Genomic DNA, 12235 nt, shown 5'->3' with positions numbered 1-12235 from the left:
ATTTCCCCCCTTCTAACTCGCTTCGACTTTAATTCTTGCCGTTTGTCCTAGTAGTTCTTCCGGCAGCATATGAGTAAACTGAACTTCCTCAATTTTCATAGCTGGTTTCGCACCATTCTGTGTCATATAGATGTTTTTGTACCAATTTTCGTTATCGGTGATCGCATAGTCTGAACGGTAATGAGATCCGCGACTTTCATTTCTTGTATAAGCAGCTAGGGCAATCATCCGGCCAATTTCTACCATGTTCTTCACATTAAGAACCTCGTGCCAGGCCAGATTATAAGCTTTCCCTCCACTCACCTTACAGTGACTTACCCTCTCGGCCATTTCCTCTAATCGGTCAATCGCAATCTTCAGGTCTTGACCATTTCGTACCAAGCCTACCTTCTCCCACATCAACTTTCCAAGCTCTTTTCTCAGGTCAAAAGGATTTTCTCCTGTCTCATTATTAAATGGTTGTAGAATTTCTTGGACAAATCGATTGACTTGACTTTCTGAAACCTTCTGTCGCTTAATCTGAGTCACATATTCAGCAGCAGCATCACCAGCCCGAGCTCCAAATACAGTAGAATCTGCTACCCCGTTCCCGCCTAAGCGATTCGCACCGTGAATACCGCCCGCGTCCTCTCCTGACACAAACAATCCTGGTATCCCGCTGAAACAATCTTTATTAATCCTTACTCCACCCATATGGAAGTGACCGGTTGGAGACACCTCAACAGGCTCCACACTCAAGTCCTTACCTACGTCCTTGCATCGGTCCACCATTCCTGGGAACATTCTAAGTACATTCTTCCGGCCTAGATGCGCAACCGAGATCAGTACACCATCCAGCCTTGTGCCTCTTCCCGCCATGATTTCCATATAAGCGGCACGAGCCACGCGATCTCGGGTGGATCGCTCCATTCGCTCGGGATCATAATTGGCCATGAAACGTTCACCTAATGAGTTATAAAGATGGCCGCCCGCCCCTCTTAAGCCTTCTTCTAGGACGCCCCCATTCATTCGAGAATTCTCTGCTAACAGGCCTGTTGGATGGAATTGCATCATCTCCATATCGACAAACTCTGCCCCAGCACGATAAGCAATAGCCATGCCATCAGCGGCCTTCTCTAAGGATGGGGCAGCAATCTTATACATGCTCGCCCCGCCGCCTGTTCCGACAATAACCGCAAGCGCTTCTACCACAATAAACTGACCAGTTCTCAGATTCAGCATCAAACATCCTGCGATCGCTTGATTATCATCGTTATAAAGCAGTTCGACCGCACGCACTTCATCCCACGCGATAACGCCTTCTTTTGCGTAGAGCTGATCCCTCAGCCTGTTTATAATTTCAATTCCTGTTAAATCTCCTCTATGTACGGTACGATCAAAGGATTGACCCGCGAACGCCTTCTGGTGAACAGTTCCATCCGGGTTCCGATCAAAAAAACAACCCATTCTTGTCTCAAGCTCTAGAATCCGCTTGGGAGCGTCACTAACTAATGTCCAGGCTAGCTCCTGGTTATTGATCATACCTCCCCCTTTTAAAGTGTCTTTAAAATGAAGCTCTACCGAGTCGTTAGGGTGAAGCACCACGTTATATCCACCCTGTACCATCCGAGTACATCCGCTCTTCCCGACGAGACCCTTAGCTGCGACAATGATCTTGAGCTTAGGATTCAAATCATAAGCATGATGTGCAGCGAACAACCCAGCTCCTCCACTCCCAAGAATGAGGATGTCGCATTGAACTCTCTCCATTTATTTACTTCCTCCTTTCAAGGCACCTGCAACAGCCTTGGTCTTGATCTTCTGAATAGACCAAGTCGGTACAAGATTCTTCGGACAAACTTCCATACAATTAAATAACGTATGGCAGCGAAGGGCACCATCTTCACCCGCAGCGACCTCCATACGGGACTCCGTTGCTGCATCACGCTCATCCGCAACCAAGGTATAAGCTCGATTCAGAGCCGCTGGTCCAATATAATTATCGTCGAGGGAAACTAAGGTGCACGCACTATAACAGCATCCACAAGTAATGCAATCTAGGCTTTGATCGATGATCCCACGGCGACTTGGGTCTTGAGGGATCTGGGCAAAGTCTTTCGATGCTTCCGCGTTCGGAACGAAATAAGGTTTGATTTTTTCCCATTGCTTAAAAAAAGGATCCATATTCACGGCAAGGTCTTTGACTATCGGAAGATTTCTGAGAGGGCGAACCGTAATCTCGCGTCCAAGTTTTTCGATCTTGGTTCTACAGGCTAGTCCCTCTTTATCATTCATGACCATGCCACAGGAACCACACATCCCCACTCGACAGGAACAACGGAAGGAAACTGTCGGATCTTGTTCAGACAAGATAATAAATAAGGCATCGAGCACGGTCATGTTATCCTTGGCATCGACAACAAAAGTATCATAACGAGCTTTCTCGTCATTCTCTGGCTCATAGCGTAGCACGTGAAGCTTAACTTCTCCTTCCATCTCATGCACCCCCATGTTTTCTGTGGTTTAGCCTTCCAACCAATTTTGTTAAACCTATTAAAACATCATTATACTTAATTTTCAATAATTTTTAATTATTTAGATTTATGTGAGTTATTAATAAGTGGCATTAAAATTTCTGATAAATAGAGGATTTAGGGTGGAGTCTATTCATTCTATAAATAGAGGTAAGGGTCTTCCCCTTACCTCCACCATAATCTTAAGCACTGCGATAAAGCTTTGTTAATGAGAACTCACGGTGACCCAGAGCTTCCGCTGCCGTCACACGCCCGTTAATCGTACGGATCAACATCTCCATTAACAAATCACCGGCTTGCTGCAGGTTGATTTCTCTTCGTAAGAGCCCAGATACATCGACATCGACATGCTCAGACATCGTAGCCACTGTAATTGGGTTAGCACTAATCTTAATAACCGGCTCAATCGGATGACCCACGATATTTCCTTGTCCTGTTGGGAAGAAGTGAACCACGGCACCGCCTGCAGCCATCAAAGTGATACATTCCGCCGCTGCGGATGAGGTATCCATGAAATTCAATCCCTTGACCGTTGGAGCCTCCGCTGGTCCTAGAGCATCAACAATAGGCATTGTACCTGTTTTCTCAATGTTTCCTAACGCCTTCTCTTCAATCGTTGTCAATCCACCGCGAACATTCCCTTCCGTAGGCTGACTGCCTAGGAGATCTACACCCTTTGACTCGATTTCCCGTATGTAGTCGTTATACATGTTCTGGAATTTATCGCCAACGGCAGGAGTTGCGCAACGAGCTGCGATAAGATGCTCACCGCCTGTGAGTTCCGATGTTTCCCCAAACAATACGGTACCTTGTGCAGCCACTAAACGATCAACCACATTTCCTACCGTTGGACATGAACCTAATCCTGTCGTTGTATCGGATTCTCCGCACTTAATGCTGACCATAATCTCAGATAAACTAACTGGTACACGCTGTTGCTCAGACGCCTTCTGTAAGAATTCCTTTGCTACGCGAGAAGCCTTTTCAATCGTGGCGAAGTCCCCATGACGCTCAATGGAAAATCCTGCTACTGGCTTTCCGCTCTTTGCGATTCCATCCACAATTTTCTGCGTCCAAATCGGTTCAATCCCGATGACCACGACGGCCGCAACATTTGGATTTACACAGTTTCCAATAATGGTTCTAAAATGCAGCTCTAAGTCCAGACCGTACTGTAAGCGCCCATAGGCGTGAGGAATAGCTAGTGTCCCAGGGACCACTTTAGCAACGGCTTCAGCAGCTGCATTTGAGATATCATCTACAGGCATAATTACGACATGATTGCGAATTCCTACTCTTCCATTTTCACGTCTATATCCAAAAATCGCTGTCATCATATCCACCTCTTATCGTATTTTTAAATAAAACTTTTAAGTGCTGTTAAGAATCTACTTTTGATAGTCCCATCTAGCTGTTTTCAGATTATGAGTGTGAACATAATCTCCTGGTTTAACATCCTCTGTCGTTACGCCAATTTGAACTCGGTATTCAATGACCTTGTCCCCCTGCTTTAGATCTGATAACGCAATCTTATGACCGAGTGGGATAAAGGCGTTGGCATTTACGAATACAGAAAAGTCATTTTCCATGATTACCCCTTCAACTTTCTCACCAGGCTGGATGTCCTCTACTGCTACACCTACATGATCTCCTACATGGTGAACTAAAAATTTGTGTGCCATCATTACTCCTCCTTTATATTATTTTTTAATATGTTGGTTGGAGGACTCAAGGTTAAGTGACCCAACCACTTGGTCCTAAACATATTAAAACAGATGTCTTTTTAATATTCAATACTTTTAAACTATTTGCACTTATTATAATTTTAAATAATTGTATTTTGTTATTTCAATAATTCCTTTCCTCCTTCCTATGGTATTGTTGTTTATAAACACCATCCTAAGGAGGCGAGAATGATGTCTTTGCCAAAGCTTGAACAGATCAAGTCAACTATAGAAGAAAAGCCCAAAATAGAACAAATGAAGATAAATACCAGAGTGGGTCTATTAAAAGGAGTGATCCTGACCTTAATCCTTGCCATGGTGGCAGGAAGCATTGCACGACTCCCTTTCTTTTCTATTATGGGAATCATGATTATCTCGATTCTCTTAGGCATGAGCTGGAAAGCGCTCATGGATGTCCCTGCGAATAGCAACGTAGGAATCACTTTTAGCAGCAAAATCTTATTAAGAGCTGGAATCATCCTTATGGGTCTGCGTCTAAACTTTTCACAGATTGTGGAGGCTGGTTTCTCTATCGTGCTGGTCGATGTTCTGGTCATTGCTTTTACATTAACCGTAATGATTGCTATAGGGCATGCATTAAAGGTAGATAAGTATCTGACTGCGCTGATTGCGGTAGGTACGGCTGTCTGTGGAGCGGCGGCTATCGTTGCCGTTGCCCCCCTCATCCATGCCAAAAAAGAATTTACAGCTGTGTCCGTCGCATGCATTGCTATCCTGGGGACGATTGGAACAATTTTTTACACATTTCTTTTCCCTTACTTAGGGTTAGATTCCTATCAATATGGCGTGTTAGTTGGGGCAACGTTACATGAGTTGGCGCATGTTATTGCGGCAGCCATTCCTGGCGGAGATACAAGCGGGGAAATCGCCATTCTGGTCAAGTTAGGAAGAGTAGCCTTACTCATTCCAGTAGCTATGATTCTCGGTTACTTCTACACGAAGAAGGAGAGGACGACGAAGGAAAGCATGGGAATTAAGGATTTGCCTATTCCATGGTTTATCTTTGGATTCTTAGCGATGTGTCTCGTGAATACCGTAGGCATCTTATCCACAACGGTTACTCAATTTCTTATTGCTTCGAGCGTGTTCTTATTATCCATGGCCATGGCAGGCCTCGGGCTCAGTATTAATTTTTCCGACTTTAAAAAGGTAGGTTTTAGAGCCATTCTGGTTGGAATTATTGGCTTTATTTTATTAACAGCCATCAGTCCCCTTCTACTTAAACTGGTCTAAAAGGAGGTACTCATGAACTTTGAACATCTTAAGGTGTTTTACGTTGCCGCTACGAAAAAGAACTTTTCGGAGACAGCCAAGACCCTTCATCTCTCACAACCTACCGTGAGTCTACAAATCCAACAACTGGAGTCCCTTCTGAATGTCAAGTTGTTCGAAAGAACGACAAAAAACATCAAGCTCACAGATTCAGGACAGCTTCTGTACCTTTACGCAGGAAAAATAATCAATTTAGTCAATCAAACTAAAAAAGAACTGGATCTTCTTTCTAGTTCGATTCATGGAAACCTCAGTATTGGGGCTAGCTTGACGATTGGGGAATACTTACTTCCCTATATCATCGGGAAGTATCAGAAGGAATATCCAAAAGTACATCTATCCATGAACATTTACAACTCCTCCCAGATCATTCAACAATTGAAAAACGAACAGATTGATTTAGGCTTTATTGAATCTACGATAACGGATCCCGAATTGGTCTACCTCCCCTTTTCGGAGGATCAGCTCATTCTGATCTCTTCCGCGAAGGATCCACACCCGATGGTAAAAGACCGGGAGAGTATTCTCCCTTCCGAGTTATTCTCCTTGCCCTTAATCGTAAGAGAGCATGGCTCGGGTACGAGACAAGTCATGGAAGAAAGTCTATTAAAGCACAACCTGGATCCATCGAAGCTAAACATCATTTTGGAGCTTGGGAGCACGGAGTCTATTAAAGCTACTGTTGAATCAGGAATGGGCCTTTCTATTATCTCTGAATCCGCAATTCAAAAAGAATTAAGGCTAGGTACCTTGAGGACCATTCGTATCCAGGGAATTTCATTACTCCGAAATTTTTCTGCCATCTTTGTAAAAAACAAACTCTACTCTGTACCTGCAGATTCATTCCTGGAATTTATATTAAAGCAATACAATGCTACATCTACCGAAACGATTCCACTTAAGAGAGAAGTGACATGACGGTTGGACCCGTAGGAGTTGGTGGGCTTCATTTTGACATAAAAGAGGATGTCCTTGTCGGACACCCTCTTTTTCCTTTCCATTTTTTCACTCAAAGGACATATGTCCTATCTCATATCCTTCGCTATATCTTTTAATATAAGGGAACGTTAAACTGATATTCAGGAGAGATACGAATGAAAGGGAGCTTTTTTGCTTTTATGGCCGGAGGTTTCATTACGCTTCAGGGGGTCGCTAACTCTAGGATTAGTCAAGATATCGGCACTTGGCAGACCGCAACAATTACTCAATTAACGGGATTCTTTGCGGCCTTGCTTATTTTATTGGTCGTTAAAGATAAAAAGTGGCAAAGGTTGAAGCAAGTAAAACCGTTGTATTTAAGCAGCGGGACCTTAGCCGCTGTCATTATTTTTAGTAATGTTACCGCTATCCAACATATTGGCGTGACGTTGACGATAGCCGCTGTGCTAATTGCCCAATTAACACTGACTTGCTTCATAGATGTTAAAGGCTGGTTCGGTGTTGTCAGACAAGAAATGCAGATGCCTCAGTATCTAGGCATCTTAATGATGATTATAGGTGTTTTAGTGCTTAAGTTTTAACCTTTAAAGTTGGAGGGAAACGAAAAAATGAAAGAAGTAATGGAACGGGAACTTCTACATGATTATTTGCAGACTTATCAACTTGGGCTCATCTTCCAAGAACCCTTAATTTCTCACTTGTCTTTATATAGCTTTGAAACTGGGGAATTGATCTGTTCTCAAGGAGAGATCTCTGAATATCTCTATGTACTGGTAAAGGGAAAGATTAAAGTCTATAACACTTCGACGGAAGGCAAAACTCTTATTATTTCGTTTAAGACACCGCTTGAAGTCATTGGTGAAATCGAATACCTTCGTAATATTGAATTTATCAATACGGTTCAGGCCGTCACGCCAGTTTATATGATCGCAGTTCATCATCGTTGGTTAAATCAATATGGGAAAGACCATGCGCCTTTGTTGCAATTTTTATTGGACATTATCACTGAAAAGTTCTGCCAAAAGTCTAATTCGTTCAGCTTGAACTTGATGTATCCGGTAGAAGTACGATTAGCCAGCTATTTACTCGCCATTTCTTCAGATGGATCGTTTGCCCTAAGCGTGGTCGACACAGCGAACCAAATTGGAACCAGTTACCGTCATCTAAACAGAGTTCTTCAGCGCTTTTCCACGGAGGGTCTCATAGAGCGTAAAAAGGGAGGCCTCCTCATTAAGGACCGAGAAGGATTAAGTCAAATAGCAAGCCATAATATCTATGAATAAGAAAATGGGAGAGAACAATCATGATAATAGGACTAATACTAGCCCTCGTAGCAGGCGGGCTCGTCAGTTTACAAACGATATTTAACAGTAAGGTCAATGAGCATGCCGGTTCCTGGTCCACTACAACCTTAGTATTAGGGATGGGGTTCCTCGCTTCGCTGACGATAGGGTTTATCTTTGAAGGGACTCATTTATTTAATTTTCAAAACATGAAGGTCATGTACTGGTTCAGCGGATTGATCGGAGTAGGTGTCGTGGTCTGCATGGTACAAGGAATCAAACGACTGGGCCCCACTTTTGCTGTCTCCATCGTCATGACCTCTCAGCTTGGATTCGCTTTATTATGGGACTCCCTGGGCTGGTTAGGTCTAGAAAAGGTTCCTTTTACCTTTAAACAATTATTCGGTGTATTTATCATCATTGGCGGCATTGTGTTATTTAAGTTTGGTCAGGGTAGGGTCCAGACTCAGCAGACATCCACATCTAAGATGACGGCATAGTCCGGAAATAACTTCAGCTTCGTGAACTCGGGGAATTTGGTTGATCCAAGCTCCCCTTTTTCATGCTATTTCATCTAGTCTAGGATTTTGAACTATGGACTCGTTAATTCCAGCACATTCCCTTTTTCATCCTCAAATATGATATAGTCTTTATCCGGGTGATTGACAAATCGAACAAGAACTGTTTCACTTCCCTTTTCCCAACGATCGATGACCCAGTTCACGTTCTCATTACTCCCTGTGGTATCGCCTATCTTCTTCCAATCTTCCTTAGGCAGTTCCGTTTCATAATACAATCTAGCTTCCTCTATCAAGTCGTTATCAAGAACGTAGGAGGCCTTACCACTCACTACCTCCATCTTTGTAAAAACAGGAAGGTCAATTGACCCAGGACTAATATCGGTTTCAGCACTACATCCCACCATCATAACAGCCATGCTTATGAACATTAGAAACTTCATCATCATTCATCTCCACCCTTCTCTAATATTTATCTACCGTTGCACCAAGAACAGCCGCCTTGATATAGGGCTTATCCACTAAGGATTTGAATTGTTCTTTACTACCCGTGACCACAACACCGATAATTCTTCCTTCATCTTCTTGGCTTTTCCATGACTGATATAGTCTTTCCGCTTGACTCTTATAATGAGTTTTAGCATAGGCCATGTAATCTACTAGATCCTTCTCAAAGGATTCTTCGGTGTTAGGCGAAGTTCGACTCTCCGGATCTCTGTAAGCATGAAACCCGTATACACTTCTAGCCGTCTGTGGCCGCGGATCTTCTATCTTTTGGGCTTCCTCTATCGTTAAATCATTGACTTGGAACCAAACGGCGTTAACTTGAGAAGGAAGCATCGATTTTACTTCATCTAACCGATAACCGCGATCAAGTGACAGGGCCATCTCGATATACTGATTCTCTTGCAACTGGTCCAATTGAGGTAAATCGTTAATATACTTTTTATACTCTATCATGGGATTGTAAAACTGCATTTCATATTCTCCGTTATGAGCATTAGAGAAACGATCGACTTGATAATCCGTAGTCAATTCTTCTATGTACTGAAGGTCAGAATGGCCTCCGATGAGTAAACTCGGGTCTCCCATGATTTCAAATTCATAAATCTTCTCCCCCCACGGCACACTGCGGTGTTCCACGAATTTATAGGTAGTTAATCGCATCGTACCTTGACCTAAACCATATTGAAACTGAGCGTTGGTCAAATGTAGATTCGCTCCAGCAAATTTGTGGAGTCCTTCGATTTCTGAGTAAATCTTCCAACCTTTATTATTTAATAGGGTCTGATTGGAGATAAAAACTCCCCCTATCAATAGGAGGGATGCAGCAGTAGAAATCAGGATATTTCGTATGACAGATTTGCGTTTCGCTTGTTTAAAAACATGTTGAACATCCCCCGCTTGGAACGGATTTTCTAAACTTTCTGGATGCGTTGGATCTTTTTTCATATATCATGACCTCCCACTATAGTGTTTTAAAAATTGTTTTTTTGCCCTTGCTAAATATGTTTTCACCTGCTCCACCTTCATGTCGAAAGATTGAGCAATCTCCTTATAAGACATGTCCATCTCATAACGTAACAGCAAAAGATGCTTATAGGTCGGAGATAATTCATCTAAGGTTTGATGTACCTCAGTTTGGTTTTCCGCTGTTAAAAGGATATCTTCAGGGAGTTGTTCTTCTACAATATCGTCAGGCTCTAAGGTAAAGGGGACGGCTCTCTTTTGTTTTTTCCGCAGATCATAGTATAAGTTCAAAGCCACTTTAAACAACCAGGAAGAAGGATTTTTGATTTCGGATGTCTCCGCATAGACAAAAGCTTTATAAACCGTCTCTTGTACAATATCCTTAGCGTCTTCTGGAGAGGCTCCTATTTTAACTAGATAGCGGTATAAAGTATTCATTCGTTCTTTTAGCCATTCGGCGTCGTGAATCTCCATCGGTAACCTCCATTCATCAAGAAGACGTACGACATTTAAAAAAGTATACAATTCGGATTATAAAAAATGAGAAAACCCCTTGGTCTTTAAACCAAGGGGTCGACACTTCTACTTCGTCTCTACACGGAAATTAAAAAGAATGTCGGGAATTTGTTTGGCCATCGCATTATACTCTTCCAACTCCTGACCTTCTAGAACTTGATCAAGAGGCAACACATAAAAATACTTACTGCCATCGATCTCTGTGATTTCCTTAAGTTGGCTCACACCCGGCCCCCCCTCGGCCTTCACTTTCTCCCACTCTTGGTTGGTCATCCCCACAATTCGCATAAGAGACTGATGATATTCTGGATTGGCCGATGGATACAAGAAATCAGTACTTCGACTAGCTTCGATGATATGAACCTTTGCCCACTCTTTGGGCAAATCAAGTAAATAGCCATCTAAAGAATTTTGGTACGTGCGTGCTTCAGTTGAAAGTTCTTGTGGTGTTTCCTCTGGAGCTACTTGTTTCTGTTCTCCCTGAGGAGGGGCCGTCACTTCTGTTGAATTGGAGGTGGGGGGGTCCCCAGCTTGGCATCCTAGTGCGGTTATAGTTAGTAATCCTAAGGCTATACATGTCATCCACTTTTTCATTGGAATCTCTCCTTGTGTTTTCATTTCTAATGTCTTTGACGCAGGTCCTGAACCAAATGTTACAGTGGTACAGAAAATTCCTCGCTCATGAAAAAGAAAAGGAAGAACTTCCAATCCCTTAGGATATAGGTGGGGTTCTTCCTTCTTATTGCTTTGTATGATATTCAAGGTTTGTTGACTCTATTAAACAACCGCCTGCTTTATACTTTCTCCCAAACTATGTACATATTTTATCGCGAATGCTACATCTTCAATCTTAATAGGGAAGGGAAGATTGTGAATCGCCTGATCTGGAGCGCAAGCCTTGACCGCTGCTTGATGCACTTGCGTCTCATTGACCTCTGTCATACCCAGGTCAAAGAGAGTGATAGGCAGATTAATCTTTTGATAGAACTTCATCATCTGCGAGATCTCTTCATCTGTTTTCCCCTCTAGCTTGAATTGGCAGAGGAGACCATAAGCAACAAGCTCACCATGGTAGGCTCCCTTTACGCCTGGAATAACGGTCATACCGTAATGGATCGCATGCGCCCCCGAAGATGCGCAGGTATCCCTTCCTAAGCCCCCGACCAATCCAGCGAGAAAAACGTTGCAATCTATAACTTGTCTAAGAGCTTCTCCCGTTACTCCCCGCTCACAATCGTGAATAGCTGTCTCACTGTGGTCAAATAGCAGATCGCGGATAAGTTCTGCCATCTTTAGCCCGGCCTTAGTCCTTGCATTCTGGTCTTTGCCTATGTTTAGCGGGTTAGCCTCATACCACTTCACAATCGTGTCCCCGATCCCTGCAGTTAAATAACGCTGAGGAGCCTCTCGGATAATATCAGGGTCTACTAGCGCTAAAACGGGGGAACGATCGAATTCCTCCATACGTTCAAACACGTGTTCTGGTGTATAGATAATCGAAAGCGCACTTGATGCTGCACATGTGGAAGCGAGTGTTGAAACATTAATTACAGAGAGTCCTAGCCGATTGGCAACCAGCTTGGCTGTGTCTAGACATTGGCCTCCCCCCACACCCAAAACAAGATCCACTTTCGAATCTGCCAATCTCAGCAACCGTTCAAGCTCTTGATCAGAACAATGACCCTCAAAATACTCTAACTGATAATCCAACCCATTTTCTCTTAAACTTCTCTCAATTGGCACTCCTGCTTTGGCCCAAGCTGTACGGCCAGCAATAATGAGAGGATGTTTTCCGTACTTCTTGACCCAATCTCCCGTTTGATGGAGAACGCCTTGCTCCTGAATATAATTAGAAGGATATGCTTTAGATACAAACATTAACAATGGCTCCTTTTCAGTTTTCTTGTCTAATCAAATATTTTTAAAATAAAATCTACTGTATCCAGTATAGCTTATATCGGATAATCGCGGAATAGTTC

General features: G+C 43.1%; 14 protein-coding genes. 5 read left to right on the top strand and 9 right to left on the bottom strand.

Annotation, left to right across the window (positions count from 1 at the left end; genetic code table 11):
• Positions 1 to 12 precede the first annotated feature (12 nt).
• From EIZ39_RS13795 to EIZ39_RS13780, 4 genes are all read right to left on the bottom strand, one after another.
• Positions 13 to 1749: an FAD-binding protein gene (locus EIZ39_RS13795; protein ID WP_129200560.1), complete on the bottom strand. Its 1737-nt coding sequence runs from the start codon at positions 1747 to 1749 to the stop codon at positions 13 to 15.
• Positions 1750 to 2475 (bottom strand): succinate dehydrogenase/fumarate reductase iron-sulfur subunit, encoded by a 726-nt coding sequence (locus EIZ39_RS13790; protein WP_129200559.1) that lies wholly within the window; start codon positions 2473 to 2475, stop codon positions 1750 to 1752. It lies immediately after the preceding gene.
• Between the two features lie 220 nt (positions 2476 to 2695).
• Positions 2696 to 3850: a UxaA family hydrolase gene (locus EIZ39_RS13785; protein ID WP_205668552.1), complete on the bottom strand. Its 1155-nt coding sequence runs from the start codon at positions 3848 to 3850 to the stop codon at positions 2696 to 2698.
• Between the two features lie 51 nt (positions 3851 to 3901).
• Positions 3902 to 4198 carry a UxaA family hydrolase gene (locus EIZ39_RS13780; RefSeq protein WP_129200558.1) on the bottom strand — a complete coding sequence of 99 codons (297 nt, stop codon included), beginning with the start codon at positions 4196 to 4198 and terminating at the stop codon, positions 3902 to 3904.
• 228 nt (positions 4199 to 4426) lie between these two features.
• Between EIZ39_RS13780 and EIZ39_RS13775 the strand changes: the two genes are divergently transcribed.
• The 5 genes from EIZ39_RS13775 (at position 4427) to EIZ39_RS13755 (ending at position 8252) form a co-directional block, all read left to right on the top strand.
• Positions 4427 to 5491 carry a YeiH family protein gene (locus tag EIZ39_RS13775; protein ID WP_164985090.1) on the top strand — a complete coding sequence of 355 codons (1065 nt, stop codon included), beginning with the start codon at positions 4427 to 4429 and terminating at the stop codon, positions 5489 to 5491.
• Between the two features lie 12 nt (positions 5492 to 5503).
• Positions 5504 to 6448 (top strand): selenium metabolism-associated LysR family transcriptional regulator, encoded by a 945-nt coding sequence (locus EIZ39_RS13770; RefSeq protein WP_129200557.1) that lies wholly within the window; start codon positions 5504 to 5506, stop codon positions 6446 to 6448.
• A 176-nt stretch (positions 6449 to 6624) separates the two neighbouring features.
• The gene (locus tag EIZ39_RS13765; protein WP_129200556.1) at positions 6625 to 7050 is read left to right on the top strand and encodes a DMT family transporter; all 426 of its coding nucleotides are present in this window, start codon (positions 6625 to 6627) and stop codon (positions 7048 to 7050) included.
• A gap of 27 nt (positions 7051 to 7077) precedes the next feature.
• Entirely contained in the window at positions 7078 to 7752 is a 675-nt protein-coding gene (locus tag EIZ39_RS13760) for a Crp/Fnr family transcriptional regulator (protein ID WP_129200555.1), read from the top strand.
• Positions 7753 to 7772: 20 nt separating this feature from the next.
• Complete coding sequence (locus EIZ39_RS13755; protein ID WP_129200554.1) at positions 7773 to 8252, top strand: DMT family transporter; 480 nt, start codon at positions 7773 to 7775, stop codon at positions 8250 to 8252.
• 92 nt (positions 8253 to 8344) lie between these two features.
• Here the strand turns inward: EIZ39_RS13755 and EIZ39_RS13750 are convergent, their stop codons facing one another.
• The 5 genes from EIZ39_RS13750 to EIZ39_RS13730 form a co-directional block, all read right to left on the bottom strand.
• Positions 8345 to 8719 (bottom strand): hypothetical protein, encoded by a 375-nt coding sequence (locus EIZ39_RS13750; RefSeq protein WP_129200553.1) that lies wholly within the window; start codon positions 8717 to 8719, stop codon positions 8345 to 8347.
• A gap of 16 nt (positions 8720 to 8735) precedes the next feature.
• Positions 8736 to 9722, bottom strand: coding sequence for an anti sigma factor C-terminal domain-containing protein (locus EIZ39_RS13745; protein WP_129200552.1), 987 nt, complete (start codon positions 9720 to 9722; stop codon positions 8736 to 8738).
• A 3-nt stretch (positions 9723 to 9725) separates the two neighbouring features.
• Positions 9726 to 10214: an RNA polymerase sigma factor gene (locus tag EIZ39_RS13740; protein WP_129200551.1), complete on the bottom strand. Its 489-nt coding sequence runs from the start codon at positions 10212 to 10214 to the stop codon at positions 9726 to 9728.
• 108 nt (positions 10215 to 10322) lie between these two features.
• Entirely contained in the window at positions 10323 to 10850 is a 528-nt protein-coding gene (locus EIZ39_RS13735; RefSeq protein WP_129200550.1) for a hypothetical protein, read from the bottom strand.
• Positions 10851 to 11033: 183 nt separating this feature from the next.
• On the bottom strand, positions 11034 to 12134 hold the full coding sequence (locus EIZ39_RS13730; RefSeq protein WP_129200549.1) for an iron-containing alcohol dehydrogenase family protein: 1101 nt from the start codon (positions 12132 to 12134) through the stop codon (positions 11034 to 11036).
• Between the last annotated feature and the right edge of the window lie 101 nt (positions 12135 to 12235).

The organism is Ammoniphilus sp. CFH 90114, assembly GCF_004123195.1.
In the GTDB taxonomy this organism is placed as follows: Bacteria; Bacillota; Bacilli; order Aneurinibacillales; family RAOX-1; genus YIM-78166.
Note: the sequence above shows the minus strand (reverse complement) of the source record. Positions and strands in the feature narration are given on the sequence as shown.

Coding starts and splice junctions, on each gene's coding strand:
- EIZ39_RS13780 (WP_129200558.1), bottom strand. CDS start 4,198: ATGATGGCACACAAATTTTTAGTTCACCATGTAGGAGATCATGTAGGT.
- EIZ39_RS13785 (WP_205668552.1), bottom strand. CDS start 3,850: ATGATGACAGCGATTTTTGGATATAGACGTGAAAATGGAAGAGTAGGA.
- EIZ39_RS13770 (WP_129200557.1), top strand. CDS start 5,504: ATGAACTTTGAACATCTTAAGGTGTTTTACGTTGCCGCTACGAAAAAG.
- EIZ39_RS13730 (WP_129200549.1), bottom strand. CDS start 12,134: ATGTTTGTATCTAAAGCATATCCTTCTAATTATATTCAGGAGCAAGGC.
- EIZ39_RS13760 (WP_129200555.1), top strand. CDS start 7,078: ATGAAAGAAGTAATGGAACGGGAACTTCTACATGATTATTTGCAGACT.
- EIZ39_RS13740 (WP_129200551.1), bottom strand. CDS start 10,214: ATGGAGATTCACGACGCCGAATGGCTAAAAGAACGAATGAATACTTTA.
- EIZ39_RS13745 (WP_129200552.1), bottom strand. CDS start 9,722: ATGAAAAAAGATCCAACGCATCCAGAAAGTTTAGAAAATCCGTTCCAA.
- EIZ39_RS13750 (WP_129200553.1), bottom strand. CDS start 8,719: ATGATGATGAAGTTTCTAATGTTCATAAGCATGGCTGTTATGATGGTG.
- EIZ39_RS13735 (WP_129200550.1), bottom strand. CDS start 10,850: ATGAAAAAGTGGATGACATGTATAGCCTTAGGATTACTAACTATAACC.
- EIZ39_RS13755 (WP_129200554.1), top strand. CDS start 7,773: ATGATAATAGGACTAATACTAGCCCTCGTAGCAGGCGGGCTCGTCAGT.
- EIZ39_RS13795 (WP_129200560.1), bottom strand. CDS start 1,749: ATGGAGAGAGTTCAATGCGACATCCTCATTCTTGGGAGTGGAGGAGCT.
- EIZ39_RS13775 (WP_164985090.1), top strand. CDS start 4,427: ATGATGTCTTTGCCAAAGCTTGAACAGATCAAGTCAACTATAGAAGAA.
- EIZ39_RS13765 (WP_129200556.1), top strand. CDS start 6,625: ATGAAAGGGAGCTTTTTTGCTTTTATGGCCGGAGGTTTCATTACGCTT.
- EIZ39_RS13790 (WP_129200559.1), bottom strand. CDS start 2,475: ATGGAAGGAGAAGTTAAGCTTCACGTGCTACGCTATGAGCCAGAGAAT.